Genomic DNA, 18618 nt, shown 5'->3' with positions numbered 1-18618 from the left:
AATTTATTGATCATAATCTAAAACAACTTTATCACTCAGTGGATAACACTGGCAGGATAGGACATAACCAGCCGCTACTTCGTAATCTTCTAAGGCAAAGTTATTATCCATTTCTACTTCACCTGCAACCACTTTTGCCCTACAAGTTGAGCAAACACCTGCTTTGCAAGAAAAAGGTAAATCAGCTCCTTGCTTATTTGCTGCTTCTAAAATACTTTCCGTATTTCTTGGCAAGTCGATTGTTTGACTACGTCCATCAACCACTACCGTAACCTGACTCATTTGCCTATCAGCACTCTTAACTGTAGAACGTTCTCTCACATTTTGCTGGGGTGCTGATGTTGCAAATAACTCAAAGTGGATATTTTCTTTACTCATACCACCGTCAAGTAATTGCTGTTTAACAACCTCTGTCATTTGCTGTGGCCCACAGATAAACGCCGCTGTGGTATTGGCTAAATCAATCCAGCGTGAGAAAAATATTCGACATTTTTCAGAATCAACATGGCCATTATAAAGATCAATATCTTGAGGCTCTCGACTAAAGATAAAGATAAGATTTAAGCGCTCTAGGTAAGTATTTTTTAAATCCTCTAACTGCTCTCTAAAAATAGTATTAGGCGTAGAACGATTACCATACACTAAGGTAAAAGTACTGTTTGGCTCTGCCTCTAAGGTAGATTTAATAATCGATAAAATGGGTGTAATACCACTACCTGCGGCTATTGCCAAATAATTAGCAGTACGATTGGCATCTAACTCAATATAAAAATTACCATCAGGTGGCATAACTTCTAAAACTTCGCCAATCTTTAATTGTTCATTAGCATAAGTAGAAAATAAACCATCGGTTACTTTTTTAACAGCTACCCGTAATTCATTATCGTAAAGACCACTACAAATGGAATAAGAACGTCTTACATCTTCGCCATGAATATCTTTTTTTAACACAAGGTATTGCCCTGGGTTAAAAAGAAAATCATCTATTAAATCTTCGGGTACATCAAAAGCAATGGATACTGTGTCACGTGTTTCTGGACGCACATCGGTGACCGTTAATTGATGAAACTTTTTTTTCATTATTATTCTCCGTTTATTCTTTTCATTATATGCACTTAAAATAATCAAAGGGTTCAGCACATGCATGACAACGATAGAGTGCTTTACATGCAGTAGATCCAAACTGACTAATTACCTCAGTATGAGTACTAGCACACTGTGGACATCGAACTGTTGGTTCATTATGAGAAAGCGTTCCTTTATTAGGACTGTCTACAGGTGGTGCAATACCGAAGGCCTCTAGTTTTTCACGGCCCCTTGTAGTAATCCAAGAGGTTGTCCATGCAGGGCTTAATTGACGTTCTAATTTGGGTTTAATAAATCCTGCCTTTTCTAACGCCAGTTTAATTTCTTCTTCGATAAAATCAGTAGCAGGACAACCAGAATAAGTAGGCGTTACTCCCACCGATAGATGCCCTTGTTGCCAATCAATATGACGAATAATGCCTAGATCAACCACACTTACGACAGGCACTTCTGGATCCATCACCTGCTCTAATATCTTCCACGCACGCTCGATATCTGCTGAAGTTCCCATACGGGCTCCAGCATCACCTGCAATCAAATTACCAAACTGCATCTGGGTAAGCTCTTGGTAAAAACTGCATTTCTGCTAGGATAATACCTAATAACTCTGTGTGCATTCCTTCACTACCATCCAAATACATATATTTAGCTGGTTCTGGTGTTTTAATATCAACACTGGTGAATACTTCTGTCACAGTTTTACGCCAATTGTTAGCCACTTGCTGAGGATCTGTTATAACCCCTTCTGCATATAGTTGTTTGGCTGTTTCATTTGGATGCTCTAATTCATAAGTAAAGCGCCATAAGTCATTAATAGCTACTAACAGACGTTTTCTACTTTCCTCTGTACCATCCGCAAAACGTTTTACCCATTCACTAGAGCGACGTAAGTGATAACTAACTTCTTTTAACGCCTTGGCTGCAATAGCTACGATTCTTTTATCGTTGCTGTTAGTTAAACTTTGCAAAGTATGATAGTGCCACACATCGTAGAAAAATAATTTACAGGTAGTAACTGCATAATCACCATTATGCTGTTCTACTAATAATAAATTACGATAAGCACGTTCATCACGTCTAAAAGCTAAGTCATCTGCACTACGTCCATCATTCACAACTTCAGCGGCATAATCCATCCAGTTTCTTGCTTGACCTACCAAGTCTAAACCAATGTTCATTAATGCAATTTCTTCTTCTAAGGCTGGTGCTCTGCCGCATAACTCACAAAGCCGTTGTCCTGTAATTAATGCACTATCACCTAAGTGTAATAAATAATTCACTAAACTATCTTTTGACATAGCCACCTCACATTTGCCCAACTTCTTTAGGTAGCTCGTAAAAGCTAGCATGGCGATACACCTTATCTTCTGATGGATCAAATAAGGCTTCTTTTTCATCAGGAGAAGAAGCAGTGATATCTGTAGATGGAACAACCCAAATACTTACGCCCTCATTCCGACGTGTATATAAATCACGTGCGCTTTCAATCGCCATGCGCCCATCAGCGGCATGAATACTACCTACATGTTTATGATTAAGACCATGTTTGCTACGCACAAATACTTCATATAAAGTCCACTCAGACATTATTATTCTCCTCATTAAGCAACTTGATTTTTATTTTTCATATTTTGTTTTGCTGCATAAGCGACTGCGGCTTCACGAACCCACGCGCCATCATCAATAGCTTTACGTCTTGTTGCAATACGCTCATGATTACAAGGGCCATTGCCTTTAATCACTTCATAAAATTCATCCCATTTGATCTCACCAAAATCATAATGGCCACGTTGTTCATTCCATTTCAATGCTGGATCAGGCGCAGTACAACCTAAAAACTCTAATTGAGGTACTGTTTGATCAATAAATTGTTGGCGTAAGTCATCGTTACTTTTACGTTTAATTTTCCATGCCATCGACTGAGCACTATTAGGCGAATCATGATCGCTAGGGCCAAACATCATTAATGATGGCCACCAAAGACGATTAATAGCATCCTGCACCATTTCTTTTTGAGCAGCATTACCTTGTTGCATCATGATTAATAAAATTTCATAACCTTGACGTTGGTGAAAGCTCTCCTCTTTACAGATGCGGATCATTGCTCTTGAATAAGGAGCGTAAGAAGTACGCTGTAAAGCCACTTGGTTAACAATAGCTGCTCCATCAACTAACCAACCAATAGCCCCTACATCTGCCCAATTCAAAGTAGGATAATTAAAAATACTGGAATACTTAGCTTTACCTGCATGGAGCTTTGCCACCTCTTCATCACGGTCTGCACCTAAGGTTTCCATAGCACTATATAGATATAAGCCATGTCCAGATTCATCTTGAATTTTTGCCATTAGCTGTAATTTACGCTTAAAAGAAGGGGCTCGTGTCACCCAATTTCCCTCTGGCAACATACCCACTACTTCTGAATGAGCATGCTGAGATATCTGACGTATCAGTGTTTTTCTATAAGCCTCAGGCATCCAATTTTTTGGCTCAATTTTAATCTCTTCGTCTATACGCAATTGAAAAGCTTTTTCTTCGTCAGACATTTCTTCAAAAGTTTTAACATTGCTTACACCAGTATCAACTAATTGTGCATACATGGGATGTCTCCTTTGTTATTTTTGTTTACCTTAATATGATACATTATTTTTAATTAAAATTCTAAAAAAGTATCATATTAAGGTTTTTTTAAATTTAAGATGCTTTTCGCTGGTCAAATACCTTAGCAGCCTTCCCTTCTGAACGTTTTATGCTATAACAAGGCCTTACCACAATCTCTGCATTAATACCTATATAATTTTTAATGTGTTTAGCAAGCTCTCTAAGTGCTCTGTTTTTAACCTCATCAGATAAACCTTGATAATCAGGTTTAAACTCCACATGCAGGCTTAAGCTATCTAAATTACCTTTACGGGTTAAATGGATTTCATGGGTTTCAGAAAGTTGCGGAATTTTTAATACCAATTCCTCAATTTGCGTTGGATAAACATTAATACCACGGATAATCATCATGTCATCACTTCGTGCTGTGATTCGTTCTAATCGACGCATGGGTCGAGCTGTACCTGGTAACAACCGCGTTATATCACGGGTACGATAACGAATAATAGGCAATGCTTCTTTTTGCAAACCTGTTAAAACTAACTCCCCTATTTCACCATCGGGTAATACTTCTAAAGTGACAGGATCAATAATTTCAGGATAATAATAATCCTCCCAAATCGTTGGTCCATCTTTTGTCTCAATACATTCCATAGCCACGCCTGGCCCCATCATCTCTGACAAACCATAAATATCTAAGGCATTAATACCAAGACGCTTTTCAATGGCGCGACGTAAATCACCTGTCCAAGGTTCAGCACCAAAAATTCCAACCCGTAAATTAATCTCATCTGCCGATATACCTTGCTTCTCTAACTCATCTGCAATATTGAGCATATAGGAAGGCGTCACCATAATAATATCTGGTTTTAAATCGAGAATAAGTTGCACCTGTTTCTCCGTTTGACCACCAGACATGGGAATAACCGCACAGCCTAAACGCTCTGCACCGTAGTGAACGCCTAAACCACCTGTAAACAAGCCATAGCCGTAGGAAACTTGTACTTTATCGCCTGGTTTGCCCCCTGCCGCACGAATAGAGCGGGCTACTACATTAGCCCAAGCATCAATATCATTTTGCGTATAACCTACTACCGTTGGCTTACCTGTAGTGCCACTAGAAGCATGTAAACGAACAATTTTGTCCATTGGCACTGCAAACATGCTATAGGGATAGTTATCACGTAAATCAGTTTTCACTGTAAAAGGAAATTTACTTAAATCCTCTAAAGAATTTAATTCATCAGGATGAACACCCAGCTCTCCAAATTTTTGACGATAAAACGGAACATTATCATAAGCGTATTTAACGCTCTGCTTTAAACGCTTAATTTGTAAACCCCGTAATTCGTCAATACTAGCTGTTTCAATAGGGTCTAATGGTACTTTTTGCATAATTACACACTCTCTTTTGTACTTGTTTTACAGTGAAACTAATTTAGTTTTTACATTTATTATTGTTATTCTTACTATTTATTTAAAAAGTAATAGCTTATTAATTACAGCTTTATTAATTCATAAAAACCCCTTATCCCTAACAATTACTTGCCTTTAAATGACGGCGTACGTTTTTCTATAAACGCTGCAACGCCTTCTTTATAATCTTCGCTACGTCCTGCTAAACGTTGTAAATCACGCTCAATATTAAGTTGTTGTTCTAATGTATTATCGAAACTTACATTTAACGCTTGTTTTGTTAAAGCTAGGCCATAGGTAGGCTGAGTAGCAAAATGATTGGCTAATTTATCTGTTTCTTCAAGCAATTTATCATCATCAACGCATTGCCAAATCAATCCCCAATCTGCAGCCTGCTCGGCTGTTAGCTTATTACCTAATAAAGTTAATGCTTTTGCTCTTGCCAAACCAACTAAGCGAGGCAATATCCATGTACCACCAGAATCAGGAACTAATCCTATTTTTGCAAAAGCTTGAATAAAACTTGCTGACCTTGCAGCAATCACAATATCACAAGCTAATGGAATATTAGCGCCAGCTCCTGCTGCCACACCATTAACAGCACAAATAGTTGGTATGGGTAAATCTTGTAACTGTAAAACTAACGGATTGTAAAATTGCTCTATTGAATAACCTAAATCTGGCGCCTCTGAACTTGCTTTAGCGTTACGATCACTTAAATCCTGACCAGCACAAAAGCCCCGTCCAGCGCCCGTCAATACCAATACTCTTACTTTATCATTACATTGCAAACTATCTAGAACCTGTTTAACTTCCTTATGCATAGCTTCATTAAAACTATTCAATTGCTTTGGACGATTTAATGTTAGCTTTGCAATGCCATTTTCAAGACTAAAAATAATATGTTCAAAAGACATTTTGATCACCCTCTTATCAATAAATTTTTTATTATTTTAATACTAATTGCTGTTAACGGATTACAGTTTATACCAGCTGTTTTATTATTTATATAAATTCATCAATCAAGATTATCTAATTAGATACAAAATATTGATATTAGTCATCAAAAATGTATTGTATTCCTATTTTAAAAATATGTTTATACTAAAAAAGTAGTATATACAAACCACTTAAGATAGTGTATTTATAGGAATTATAGCTTTTAAAATAAAGTCATTAATGAAAATAAAATACATTACATAATTTTTATATTATTTTTTTATAAATATCATATATTATATATTTTTCTCATTAATAATTTAAAATAAGAATATATTATGACTTGTTATCGTTATCAAAACCTTATTCCTGTAATACATCCAACAGCTTATGTTCATCCAACAGCTGTATTGATTGGTGATGTTATTATTGAAGCAGGGTGCTATATAGGCCCTCTTGCTTGTTTGCGGGGTGATTTTGGTCGTCTTATTGTACAGGAAGGTAGTAACTTTCAAGATACTTGCGTGATGCATGGTTTTCCAGGTTCAGAAACTATTGTTGGCAAAAATGGCCATATTGGTCACGGTGCCATACTACATGGTTGTATTCTTGAAGAAGATTGCTTAGTAGGTATGAATGCCGTTGTTATGGATGGTGCACACATTGCCGCACATTGCATTATTGCGGCTACCTCTTTTGTTAAAGCGGGTTTTAGTTGTCAAGAAAAGTCAATGATCATGGGCACTCCCGCTAAGGTCAAGCGAAAACTAACTGATCAAGAAATAACATGGAAGCAACGGGGTACTAAGGAATATCAAGAATTAGCTAAACGTTGCTTAACAAATATAGAAATTTGTGAACCCTTATCTGCAATAGAAGAAAACAGACCTTTAACGGCTGAAGACCCATTATTAAAGCCTAAATTTCTTTCGTAAATAAAAACTGATATAGTCATTAGCTTGCAAGTTACTTATTTCACAATCACTTATACTATTATTTATGAAATCACTTACGACACTTGACCAACTTATTGAAAATTACCAACAACAAACTACAGTAAGAGCTAGTTCACTTATTATTACGTTGTTTGGAGATGTGATTGAACCCCATGGTGGTAGTATATGGTTAGGTAGTTTAATTCAGGCATTACAGCCTTTAGGTATCAGTGAGCGTTTAGTAAGGACTTCAATTTTTCGGCTTACCCAAGATAATTGGCTAACAAATGTTAAGATAGGCAGAAAAAGCTATTATACGTTGACAAATTATGGGCGTAGTTGTTTTGAAAAAGCCTTTAAACGTGTCTACTCAAGCAATCCACCTTCATGGGATGGCACATGGTGTATAATAATATCCTCGCAACTACCTGTAGAACGACGAAAAATAGTTCGTGAAAAACTAGAATGGTTAGGTTTCGCATTATTAGCACCTAATACCATGGGTAGCCCACAATATGATCGCACTGATATTTTTGCTACCTTACAAGAGTTAGAAGTTCTTGACGATTGCATTATTTTCTTTACGACACAGCAAGAAATATTAGCCTCTAAAGCATTAACACAACAAGTTACTGATAGTTGGGATATTGATTTGCTAAAACAAGGATATCAAACTTTTGTACAATCATTTCGCCCTCTCTTGCAAGAATTAACACTAGCAAAAACCATAAAACCTATTGATGCTTTTTTAATAAGATTACTGCTTATTCATGAGTATCGAAAATTACAGCTACGTGATCCACAACTACCTGATGAACTACTACCAACTGATTGGGAAGGGAGAGCCGCTAGACAATTATGTCGAAATATCTATCGCCTAATATCCTCTTCAACAGAGAAATGGATTCATCAAAATCTAGAAAATGCAGATGGATTACTTGCAGAAGCAAATAGGAGTTTCTATCAGCGTTTTGGAGGTATCGATATATCTAAAGAATAAAGACAACTTAACTTTCATAAACAAAAGAGGGACAACATTATGCAAATCAATGATTTAAAAGAAGGAGATATTTTATTATTCTCTGCTGAAAAAGGTAGCTTTATCTCTTGGGCCATTACATTTCTTACTAATGCTCCAGTTAGCCACGCAGCTATGTACTATAACGCTAACAACCAATCAATTATTGAAGAAACACCGCCACAAGTTGCTATTAATGACGCAGCAAAACGTTTTAAAGAACGCATTATTTATGTACAACGCCTAGATACAAATCTTCCCCTGCAACCTGTTATTGATAAAGCGACAAACTATTTAAACAATGCAGAACCCTATGACAAATATGGACTTTATATAGTAGGTTTATTACTTATTTATAAAAAAGTATCCCTTAATACTAGAGCTCAAAAAGTCGTTATACGCATCTTAAAAAAACTCACCGCTTCTATTACGAACTATATACATGAGCATAAAACACCAGGCAAAACGCCAATGGTTTGTTCTCAGTTTGTAGCACAGTGTTTTGCTGATGCAGGTGCTAACTATCAATTAAAATTTAAGAATAGTGTATTACAAGCAAATGACTCATCCTCTCTGTTAGAACAAGCTATTAAACAGCTAGAAGTAACTAGTGATTATATTTTTGATACCAATAATGCAATCGCTACAACCATAAAAGAGGATGCCGAGACCTTATGTAAAGAGTTAAAAGAGGCCTTAGAATTTAATGAACAAGAATTGGCAAATACAGGAGAAGATTCAACTACTTCTACCTCTATTAATAATCAGCTAACAGATGCTATTGCCTCATTTTCACTAGCACATACCGAAACAGATAATGTTCTAGAGGCAATGAAAACATTTGAAAACCAACTGAGTATGTATGTTTTCCCTGGAGATTTATTACTACACTGCACTAATACTAAGAAAGTGGGCGAGATTAAAATCTAACTTACCAAAAAACTATTCAAGTTATTACAGATGAGCAAAACATATTAGTAGATTAAATGAAAATTTTAACTACTAATATGCTTAACTTTTTTAAATTAAGCCTTATTGAAACTATATATAAATTAGCTAGCTTACAAATCAAGCACTAACTTACCGCTTTTACAACCAGACACACAGATCATCATGACATTATTTGCCTGTTTTTCTTCATCACTCAAGACCCCATCGTGATGATCAGGAATGCCTTCCAACACTGTGGTTTTACAGCTACCACAGACACCTCCTCGACACACATAATCTAACTCTATACCATTCTCTAAAAATGTATCTAATAAGGATTTACCTACCATTACTTCAAATGTTTTATTGGATTTTGCTAAATAAACTTGATAACTATGGGGTATCTTCTTGCTGTCTCCTACCACTAAATCACCTGCAGTAAATAATTCATTATGCAGATGCATATAACCAAATTTTTTACAAACTTGATCAAATGCTCTTTGCATTGAAACAGGCCCACAACAGTAAAAATGGGTATCTTTTGAATGCCCAACTAAATACTTCTCAAAATCAGGATAACTTTGCATTTCATCATCAAAATGCCAAGTGATTTTGACATTTAACTTTTCCAACTCATCAAGAAAAGCTGTTTCGGCGCGTGATCTTGTACAATAAACTAATTCAACTGAACGACCTAATTTCAAAAGTCTATTTAACATACAAAAAATAGGAGGAATACCAATACCCCCTGCAATTAACACGGTATGCTCTGCTTGCTCATTTAAAGGGAAATTATTTCTAGGCAAAGAAATATCTATTTGCTCATCAATATGCATCAACTGATGTATATAAGCAGAACCACCACGACTATACCGATCATATAATACAGCAAGCCTATAGTGATCTCGTTCATCTGGTGAATTAACCAGTGCATAACTTCGTACTAATTGATTAGGCAAGTACAGATCGATATGTGCTCCAGGTGTAAATGGTGCTAAATAGGTACCCTTGATGGGTCTTAGTTTTATTCCTAAGATACCTTCTGCTTCTTTTTGTAAATCAGATACAAATGCTTTTTGCTTTGTCATGCTCAATCCGCCCTTTCAGTAATATTTTTTTATATTTAATTACTAATAAACGTATTAAATCGGTTTATTCTTTTACATTCTTAGCTATAAGCCATAACTACTTAATTAAACAAGCAATTGCTACATCTACATTTTGTTTTAAATGATGAAGGTTAATTGTACCAACAATCGCTGATGAAACTGCTGGTTGCGAAAAAACTAAATCAAAACTAGCTTCGACAGGAGATTTATCAGTATTAGCACATACATGACCACTAGCTAACGCTTTCTTGATAAATATACCTTTATTATTTTCTGCTGCATAGTCCAAAACTGCTTTCTCAGACTGTTCCTTTAAATTAAAAGTTACCATTGCACAATCACTGTGCTGCAATGCTTTAATCCCACCTTCAACGGTCTTCCCTGACAAACCAAAACTACGAATAAGGCCTCGTTGTTTTAGCTCTTTTAGAGTGTCCCACAACTCTAGATTATTTACAATTGATAAATCATTACCATCGGAATGAATTAACAATACATCAATATAATCTGTTTGCAAACGTTTAAGACTGCGTTCAATAGAGGAAATAATATGAGCCACACTAAAATCAAAAGAAGAGCTGCCATTTATAAATTCTTCACCCGCTTTGCTCACGATGATCCATTGCTCACGATCAGTTAATAATTCACCTAAACGCTGCTCACTATTACCATAGGCTGGAGCTGTATCTAAGGTATTGATACCTAACTCACGGGCTGTTCTTAATAATTTTTTAACTTCATCATCATTAGGGATAGTGAATTGCGTTGGATATTTAACCCCTTGATCACGACCAATCTTAACTGTTCCTAAACCTATTGGTGAAACTTTAATACCTGTACTACCTAAAGGTCTGTGTAGCTCGTGTAACGTTTTCATGGCAATAATTCATCCCACACTCTTTTTGCAATACAAGGTTTATGCAGTTCAGGCAATGATTGCTGATAAAGTGGTTTTATATTATTTTTTTGTAAACTGTGAATGCATTGATCCGCAAAATCAGGCGCTAACGCTAATTTTGTGGGCCAACCTACAATAATAGGTAATTGTTCTGCTATAAATGCATTATCAGGACGCATCAAACTATTTTGTGCAGGCTCAGCACGATTAACCCTTAGTGTTGCCCACTCAGCATTTGATAAATCAATCCACGGAATAAGCTTCGCTACTTCTGATTTTGCAAATTCAATTTGTTCACTTTCACTTCTTGCAACACCACTTGCTTCAGATAGCTCTGCCCCTAAATACCAAACAGGCGTACTATCTTGGTGATAGTGAGTTGTAACCGTTAATCTAGGTTTTACCCCAGCCCCTAAACAATGCGCATACAACGGCTTAATATTGGGTGATTTAACCATCACCATATGCAACGGTCTAAGTTGCATTGCTGGTTTAGTAAGATTAAAACTTTTTATCAGTTCTTCATTACCTTCACCTGCTGATAAAACTAAAACTTGTGTTTCTATAGTAAAATCATCTGCTTTTATAACTGTTTTATCTTTAGTTACACTAATAGCTGATACTGACTTTGCAGCCAAAACACGGTTTTCTGACAACTCCACCAATCTACTAATCAACGTAGGAACATCTAACACTAACTCGTCTAACTGATAGGCTTTACCCATAAACTGTTTATCTTGCAAGGCTATTGGTAATTCATTATTTTTTACTTGTTTTACACGAGTTCTTAAAGCTTTACTCGCAAAGAAACTCATTAAATTACCTGCAATACTGCCTGGTGACCATAAATAATGGTAATGGCTCAGAATATTAACACCTGTTAAATCTAGTTCACCCTTTCCTACCAAACAGTCTCGCCAACGCTTCGGCATACCTGATATTGCTTCAGAAGCACCTGTTAATGCACCATTTAGTGCATACTTAGTGCCTCCATGAATAATACCTTGTGACTTTACCGATTGCCCACCGCCTAACGTATTATTCTCAATTACCAAAGCACTATAACCTAATTGATGAAGTCGTGCATTAAGCCATAAGCCAGCAATTCCACCACCTATAATAACAATATCAGTAACTATTTGTTGAGACATATAATGACCTTAGAAAATAATGGGTACAATATAAACAAACTTTCGTTAGTACTAAAACAGTACCTATATTCACAACTTACCAGACGACGCTTTAATTACACTTATTAAAGTTTCTCTTCAGCTTGGAAAGATGACCTTGGCTGATCAATCTGTTCCTCTACAGAATCAATGTTTACCTGTTGTTGATTACTTTGACGTTTTTGTCGCCACTTACGAAAACCATATTCAAGTGGCCAACGAATAAAAATAGCAAAGATAAAATAGATAACTAATGCTATTTCGACTCTATAAAATAATTCATTAGCAATAGCTACTTGATGATCTCCAACTTGCATTAGAAAATCCATTGCCATTACTGCAATGGCAGGTGCATATTGAGCAGGTTCAGGGTTAATCAAGGTAGGAGAAAATAATAAAATCGCAATGACTAAAACAATAGGCTCTTTAATAAGCCGCCATAAGAAATTAGTAAAAAAGATACTAGCTAACAACAATATGAATGCAGCTACGGCATATATTGACCATAATATAAAATAATCCTGCTGATTCATTTAATTATACACCCTCTTTACAATAACCTTTACGCTAACTAAGGAGAAGATTGGTAGATTATAAAACAATCTCTCCCTAATCGCTTGATGTTATTGCAACAATTAATGAGCGGATGTTGCTCCACTCAAGGTAGCTTCCTGCAAATCTAATTCATCTAACACTTGTCTAACAATATCATCACCTATTGCTCGATGACGTCGTAAACGATATAACTCTAAACGTTGCGCACGTAATGCGCGTAACCGAAGCATTTTTTCTACTTTATCATTTTGATCAGCACGAACTTGCATTTCCTCTGTATTATTATCATAAGCATTTAGATGTTCCCTATACTCTGCCATAATTCTAGCCTTAGTTTCTGCAACCATACTGGCTAAAGCAGCATTCTGGGAAATACTAGGGTCAGAAGTTACTTCCTCGGTTTCAAGCGCATGAATAGCAGCCTCTGCTGTTTTATGCCACGCCTCACGAAACTCCTTTCTACGCCCCTCATCAACTTTCATCTCAACGCCACGTAATAATAGAGGCAAGGAGATACAAGCGGTAATTAAGGATAATAAAATAACCCCTACCGCAATAAAGATCATTAAATCACGTTCAGGAAAAGGTATACCTAGCTTAGCATCTATAAATAAAGGTATTGACAATGTACCTGCTAAAGTAACCGCACCTCGTACACCACCTAACGTTAAAAGTAATGCTGCTCTTTTAGTCTGAGGCATATCTTTAGCTGATTTTTTGCGCACTTTATTTAAGCGGTTTATTAAATACCAATTCCCTTGCACCCAAAGGTATCTAAGTACTATCAAAATAAAAAAGATAAGAAATATTACGAATATTTGCTGTATCATTGTAGAAAACTGATTTTCAGGACCTATACGAGCTATCATTTTTTTAATAATATCAGGCAATTGCAAACCTAATAAAATAAAAATCAAACCATTAAACACAAACTCTAAAAGGGTCCAAACACTTCGATTTAATAATCTAGTTGATGTCTGCTTAGGTAATAAATCTACCCAACTCTGCATCATCCCTGCAGCTACAGCAGACAAAATACCTGAAACATGGAAGTGTTCAGCCACCACATAAGATAAGAAAGGCAATAACAGCATGAACATTACATGGGTAGCAGGGTCATCCCAACCACGACCAATCATCCAGCTACGTAGCTGACCTAACAACCAGCTTAATATAACCCCTACAGCCAAACCACCTAAAGCTACGATAACAAAATTTACACTAGCATCTAATAGAGAGAAAACCCCCGTGATTGCAGCAGCTAATGCAAACTTAAAGGTTACAAGACCAGAAGCATCATTCATTAATGACTCGCCTTGTAACAGCCGCATTAATGGTGTGGGCAGTTTACCTCTGGTAACTGCCGATACAGCCACCGCATCGGTAGGTGAAAGCATTGCAGCCAACGCAAAAGCTGCGGCTAACGGTATGGTAGGAATTAAAAAATGAATAAAATAGCCAGCAATAATCACTGTAAAAAGCACTAAACCTACAGCTAGTAGAAAAATAGGGCCTTTATACTTCCATAAATCCCGTTTAGGTACTTGCCAACCATCAGAAAAAAGTAAGGGTGGTAAAAACAGCATTAAAAAAAGTTCAGGTTCAAAATCAACATGCACCCCTAAAGCTGGCCATGCCACAATAGTACCTAAAACTATTTGTAAAATAGGAACAGGAATAAAAGGTAATAAACGACTCCCTAATTGAGAAACCCCAACTAACATCAACAAAGTGAGTACCATATAAGCACTCTGCATAATTATTAACTCCTTTTTACACTATAGTTAATTTCTCAATTAGATCCCTTTGCTATTTTATAGCTGTAACTATAAAGTTTTAAACCAGACAAATGGCTGAAAACAACACAACCTGTACAGCAAAACATTTAACAATCTATAACAGTATAAAACAATAGCTATGCATAGCGTGTTGGGTCTGCAACCCCAGCTTGTTTAAAACCTTCTGCTCTTAAGCGACAACTATCGCACTTACCACAAGCATATCCTTGTTCATCAGCCTGATAACATGAAATAGTTAACGCGTAATCTACACCACTAGCTATACCACGCTGAATAATTTGTGCTTTTGATAAATTCTGTAAAGGTGCTTGAATATGAAATGGCTTACCTTCTACACCAGCCTTAGTGGCTAAATTAGCCATTTTTTCAAAAGCAGCAATATACTCTGGACGGCAATCAGGATAACCTGAATAATCAACTGCATTCACACCAATAAAAATATCCTGTGCTTCTGTCACTTCAGCTAAACCTAGTGCTAACGATAAAAACACCGTATTACGTGCAGGTACATAAGTAATAGGGATACCCTCACAAGGAGCTTCTGGCACATCAATGGATTCATCCGTTAACGCTGAACCACCTATATCCCCTAATCCTAACTTTATTACTTTATGAGAAACAGCACCTAGTTGTTTAGAGACCTGTTCAGCTGCATTAAGTTCCGCTCTATGGCGTTGCCCATAATCAAAACTAATAGTATGACATTGGTAACCTTCAGCTTTGGCCATGGCTAAAACAGTGGCTGAATCCAAGCCACCTGATAATAAAATAATCGCTTTTTTAATTGAGTTTGTAGTAGACATATTAGTGACCTGGCTCATCATTCCAAAGAATTTTATGTAACTGTAATTGAAAACGTACAGGTAAATTATCAGCAATAATCCAATCAGCTAATTGCTGTGGTTTTACTTGTTGAAAACTCGGTGAAAAGATAATTTCATCCACGCGATTAGACAAATCATATTGAATCAATTTTGTTTTTGCCCAATCGTAATCATCTCTTGAACAAATCACAAACTTAATCTGATCATTTTTCGTGAGGTAATTAATATTCTCATAAAGATTACGTGCTACTTCTTGTGAGTCAGGTGTTTTTAAATCTACCACTCGACTCACCCGCGTATCCGTCGCTGAAATATCTAATGCACCACTCGTTTCTAAAGAAACTTGATAACCTGCATCACATAATTGCTTAAGTAACATAATACAATTTGGTTGGGCTAAAGGTTCACCACCAGTCACACAGACATAGTGTGGGTTATAAGAAGCTACTTTTTCCATTATAGCTGTTAGCTCAACTAACTCTCCCCCCTTAAATGCATAAGTCGTATCACAATACTGACAACGCAAGGGACAACCTGTTAAACGAATAAAAACAGTCGGTAAACCAATAGTACGAGATTCACCTTGTAATGAATAAAAAATCTCTGTAATGCGTAATTTCATAATAAGCCCCGGTCGTAACAGCGAAACAGGCCATCCGACTCCGATGCACAAAAAATAATAGCTATATTTTACGAGAAAACATAGCTATACCTTACTTAATACAAACAATAACTAATTTAAAGTTTGTAAACTACGTTTGGCTAAAGTAGCTGCTGAACTATTAGGATATTTTGCTACTAACTGATTAAGTAACTCTTTAGCCTTATCATTATTACCTAATTTCTGTTGTACTGTTGCTAATTTATACATCGCATCAGGTACTTTAGAATGATTAGGATATTGCTGTATCACTTTACTAAAACTAGTACTAGCGCCTTGTGAGTCACCCTGTACTAAATTAACTTCTGCTAGCCAATATTGAGCATTTCCTGCATATTGGCTATTTGGAAATTTATTTAAAAAAGCAGTAAATGCCTGTTCAGCTTTTGCATAATCCTTTTTTTGAATCAAACCAAAAGCAGCATTATAATAAATTTTTTCCTGTTCAGGATCTGCTGCTGCAGTATTTTGCTTAGCTGGCGGTGTTAATGGCTGACTAGCATCAATGGCTTTACTATTATCACTACTGGCTGATTTTGCTGGTTGGCTATTAGCATTTGATAAACGTTTATCCAAATCCTGATAACGATCCAAGCTTTCTTGTTGCAATTGCTTAATTAACAGTTGCTGTTCCTCTACAGTACCTTGCAACTGATTAATCTGATTCTGCATTTGCTGTAACTGCATAAATACTTGTGCTTGACCTGACAGAGCAGAAGAATTGGAATTATTCTGGCCTGCTGTCTGTCCCAAAGTTAATAAAGGGAAACCACATAATGCAAGTACACTTAATTGCCAAATCCTCAATCTCATTAGTCACTATCCTTTATTGAAATATTAACTCAACACGGCGATTTTGAGCCCATGCTGCTTCATCATGTCCGCTCACTGCTGGACGTTCTTTACCATAAGAAACCACTTCTAACTGTGAAGGAGAAACACCTTGCATAGTTAAATAGCGTTTAACCGCATTACCACGACGCTCACCTAATGCCATATTATACTCACGAGTACCACGTTCATCAGTATGGCCTTGTAAAACAACATGCTTACCATTTTGCATTAAATCATGGGCATGCACATCTAAAGCACGCATTGAATCGGGTTGTAAATCTGAACTATCATAATTGAAATAGAAGGTAGTAATCGCTCTTAAAGCAGCTACTTCTTCAGCACTCATGCCATTAAAACCACTGGTATCACCAGTACCAACACCTACTCCAGCAGTAGAATCATAGCCTGAGTTACCATCAGTTGAACCTGAGGTATCATTGGCTTTATTAGAAGAACAGCCTACTACAAAGGCCATCATTAATGCACAAATAGCAAACTTAGTAATTTTCATTTGATTAAAACTCCAAAATTAATATTCATTAAAAAACTTATTAAACTATAGCAAAACTCATTTTATAAAAGGTGACCATGAAGGCTCACGTATATCTCCATTATCAATTGGTAACTCAATGCGAACGCGTCCGTTAATAGAAGCTAACATCAAAACGCCTTTACCTTGTTTACGTGTTGCATAGATTACCATTGTTCCATTGGGTGCAATAGTAGGTGACTCATCTAAATTAGTATTAGATAAGATACTCACTCTATTGGTTACTAAATTTTGTGTTGCAATCACAAAATTACGATAGCCATCTTGACGATGTACCATCACCAACATACCATCATCTGCAGATAACTTAGGATTAGCATTATAGTTACCTGTACTTGTTACTCGCTCTGTACTACCTGTTGCTACATTTATTTTATAAATCTGCGGGCTGCCTGAACGGTCAGAGGTAAAATAAATGCTTCTACCATCTTTACTCCAGAAAGGCTCAGTATCAATCGCATTATTATTAGTTAAACGATGTACTAACTTGCTATCTAAACGCATCGTATAAATTTCTGGGTTACCATCTTTAGAGGATACAAAAGCTAATCTTTGACCATCTGGAGACCAAGAAGGCGCACTATTTAACCCCACGTAATTAGTTAATTGATCGCGGGTACCTGTCGCAATATCCTGCATATAGATACGTGGGCGTTTGCTCTCAAAAGATACATAAACCACTTTTCTATTATCTGGAGAAAAACGTGGCGAAAGAATAGGTTCTTTTGAATTTAACAAGGTAACTGAATTAGCACCATCATAGTCAGACATTTGTAACGTATAACTATTATTGCCAGCTGAAGTTACATACAGTAATTTTGTAGAGAAAGCACCTTTGATAGCTGTTAACTTTTCAAATACTTGATCAGCCACATAATGCGCTAGCTTTCTAGTTTGATTAGGTGAACCCACAGCAGTACCAGTAAAAATTTGCTGTTGTGAGGCAACATTATACAAATAATATTGCACTTGTATTTTGCCTCCCACATTACTTGCATTACCTATTAACAAGAACTGAGCATTAACAGCACTCCAATCTCTAAAAGCAACCTCGTTAGGTCGATGAGGGGTGCTTAACATATTTTGGCGAGGTAATGGCTCAAAAATACCTGTATTGTATAAATCATTGCCTACCAAAGTGGCAATATCAGGTGCACCAGAGTCCCCAAAGGGCACTACAGCAATAGAAATAGCTTTATTACTGCCACCATCAATAACAATTGCATCTGCCGCATTGGCAGCGCCCATAAAAGCAATGACATATAAGATGAGAATGTGAATAAACTTTTTCACT

The 18618-nt window shown here is 36.5% G+C and carries 20 protein-coding genes; 3 read left to right on the top strand and 17 right to left on the bottom strand.

The genetic code is table 11. The features are described 5' to 3' along the window. Window positions 1-3: 3 nt before the first annotated feature. From paaE to paaG, 7 genes are all read right to left on the bottom strand, one after another. The gene (gene paaE, locus JHT90_RS02550; RefSeq protein WP_201093732.1) at window positions 4-1080 is read right to left on the bottom strand and encodes a 1,2-phenylacetyl-CoA epoxidase subunit PaaE; all 1077 of its coding nucleotides are present in this window, start codon (window positions 1078-1080) and stop codon (window positions 4-6) included. Window positions 1081-1105: 25 nt separating this feature from the next. Further along, window positions 1106-1639, bottom strand: a complete 534-nt coding sequence (gene paaD, locus JHT90_RS02545; RefSeq protein ID WP_201093724.1) for a 1,2-phenylacetyl-CoA epoxidase subunit PaaD — start codon at window positions 1637-1639, stop codon at window positions 1106-1108. Beyond that, entirely contained in the window at window positions 1626-2384 is a 759-nt protein-coding gene (paaC, locus tag JHT90_RS02540) for a 1,2-phenylacetyl-CoA epoxidase subunit PaaC (RefSeq protein WP_201093720.1), read from the bottom strand. Before paaC ends, paaD begins: the two co-directional genes overlap by 14 nt. Before the next feature lie 7 nt (window positions 2385-2391). Further along, on the bottom strand, window positions 2392-2673 hold the full coding sequence (gene paaB / locus JHT90_RS02535; protein ID WP_201093711.1) for a 1,2-phenylacetyl-CoA epoxidase subunit PaaB: 282 nt from the start codon (window positions 2671-2673) through the stop codon (window positions 2392-2394). Window positions 2674-2687: 14 nt separating this feature from the next. Next, entirely contained in the window at window positions 2688-3686 is a 999-nt protein-coding gene (paaA, locus tag JHT90_RS02530) for a 1,2-phenylacetyl-CoA epoxidase subunit PaaA (RefSeq protein WP_201093710.1), read from the bottom strand. Between the two features lie 94 nt (window positions 3687-3780). Further along, window positions 3781-5082, bottom strand: a complete 1302-nt coding sequence (paaK, locus tag JHT90_RS02525) for a phenylacetate--CoA ligase PaaK (RefSeq protein ID WP_201093709.1) — start codon at window positions 5080-5082, stop codon at window positions 3781-3783. A gap of 146 nt (window positions 5083-5228) precedes the next feature. After that, entirely contained in the window at window positions 5229-6020 is a 792-nt protein-coding gene (paaG, locus tag JHT90_RS02520) for a 2-(1,2-epoxy-1,2-dihydrophenyl)acetyl-CoA isomerase PaaG (RefSeq protein WP_201093706.1), read from the bottom strand. A gap of 360 nt (window positions 6021-6380) precedes the next feature. On the opposite strand from paaG, the gene JHT90_RS02515 reads away from it, so the two are divergent. From JHT90_RS02515 to JHT90_RS02505, 3 genes are all read left to right on the top strand, one after another. Next, window positions 6381-6977, top strand: a complete 597-nt coding sequence (locus tag JHT90_RS02515; protein ID WP_201093703.1) for a phenylacetic acid degradation protein PaaY — start codon at window positions 6381-6383, stop codon at window positions 6975-6977. A gap of 64 nt (window positions 6978-7041) precedes the next feature. Beyond that, a complete protein-coding gene (gene paaX, locus JHT90_RS02510; protein ID WP_201093701.1) occupies window positions 7042-7977 on the top strand; it encodes a phenylacetic acid degradation operon negative regulatory protein PaaX in 936 nt (311 codons plus the stop codon). Between the two features lie 39 nt (window positions 7978-8016). Next, on the top strand, window positions 8017-8925 hold the full coding sequence (locus tag JHT90_RS02505; RefSeq protein ID WP_201093692.1) for a hypothetical protein: 909 nt from the start codon (window positions 8017-8019) through the stop codon (window positions 8923-8925). Between the two features lie 131 nt (window positions 8926-9056). On the opposite strand, the gene JHT90_RS02500 is transcribed toward JHT90_RS02505, so the two are convergent. The 10 genes from JHT90_RS02500 to tolB all read right to left on the bottom strand — a co-directional run bounded on the left by JHT90_RS02500 (window position 9057) and on the right by tolB (window position 18617). Next, window positions 9057-10013 (bottom strand): PDR/VanB family oxidoreductase, encoded by a 957-nt coding sequence (locus tag JHT90_RS02500; protein ID WP_201093691.1) that lies wholly within the window; start codon window positions 10011-10013, stop codon window positions 9057-9059. A 97-nt stretch (window positions 10014-10110) separates the two neighbouring features. Beyond that, entirely contained in the window at window positions 10111-10917 is an 807-nt protein-coding gene (locus JHT90_RS02495) for an aldo/keto reductase (RefSeq protein WP_201095733.1), read from the bottom strand. Further along, a complete protein-coding gene (locus JHT90_RS02490; protein WP_201093689.1) occupies window positions 10908-12083 on the bottom strand; it encodes an FAD-dependent oxidoreductase in 1176 nt (391 codons plus the stop codon). The genes JHT90_RS02495 and JHT90_RS02490 overlap by 10 nt, the downstream gene beginning before the upstream one ends. Before the next feature lie 104 nt (window positions 12084-12187). After that, a complete protein-coding gene (locus tag JHT90_RS02485; RefSeq protein WP_201093687.1) occupies window positions 12188-12634 on the bottom strand; it encodes a hypothetical protein in 447 nt (148 codons plus the stop codon). Between the two features lie 102 nt (window positions 12635-12736). Continuing rightward, on the bottom strand, window positions 12737-14413 hold the full coding sequence (locus JHT90_RS02480; protein WP_201093686.1) for a Na+/H+ antiporter: 1677 nt from the start codon (window positions 14411-14413) through the stop codon (window positions 12737-12739). 158 nt (window positions 14414-14571) lie between these two features. Beyond that, window positions 14572-15258 (bottom strand): 7-cyano-7-deazaguanine synthase QueC, encoded by a 687-nt coding sequence (gene queC, locus JHT90_RS02475; protein ID WP_201093684.1) that lies wholly within the window; start codon window positions 15256-15258, stop codon window positions 14572-14574. A gap of 1 nt (window position 15259) precedes the next feature. Beyond that, window positions 15260-15901 (bottom strand): 7-carboxy-7-deazaguanine synthase QueE, encoded by a 642-nt coding sequence (queE, locus tag JHT90_RS02470; RefSeq protein WP_201093671.1) that lies wholly within the window; start codon window positions 15899-15901, stop codon window positions 15260-15262. A gap of 111 nt (window positions 15902-16012) precedes the next feature. Continuing rightward, the gene (gene ybgF, locus JHT90_RS02465) at window positions 16013-16753 is read right to left on the bottom strand and encodes a tol-pal system protein YbgF (protein ID WP_201093668.1); all 741 of its coding nucleotides are present in this window, start codon (window positions 16751-16753) and stop codon (window positions 16013-16015) included. A gap of 13 nt (window positions 16754-16766) precedes the next feature. Then, a complete protein-coding gene (pal, locus tag JHT90_RS02460; protein ID WP_201093666.1) occupies window positions 16767-17285 on the bottom strand; it encodes a peptidoglycan-associated lipoprotein Pal in 519 nt (172 codons plus the stop codon). 57 nt (window positions 17286-17342) lie between these two features. Further along, window positions 17343-18617, bottom strand: coding sequence for a Tol-Pal system beta propeller repeat protein TolB (tolB, locus tag JHT90_RS02455; protein ID WP_201093664.1), 1275 nt, complete (start codon window positions 18615-18617; stop codon window positions 17343-17345). Window position 18618 lies beyond the last annotated feature (1 nt).

Origin of the sequence: Entomomonas asaccharolytica (genome assembly GCF_016653615.1) — a bacterium.
Taxonomy (GTDB): domain Bacteria; phylum Pseudomonadota; class Gammaproteobacteria; order Pseudomonadales; family Pseudomonadaceae; genus Entomomonas; species Entomomonas asaccharolytica.
This window is presented reverse-complemented; position numbering and strand designations above follow the sequence as displayed.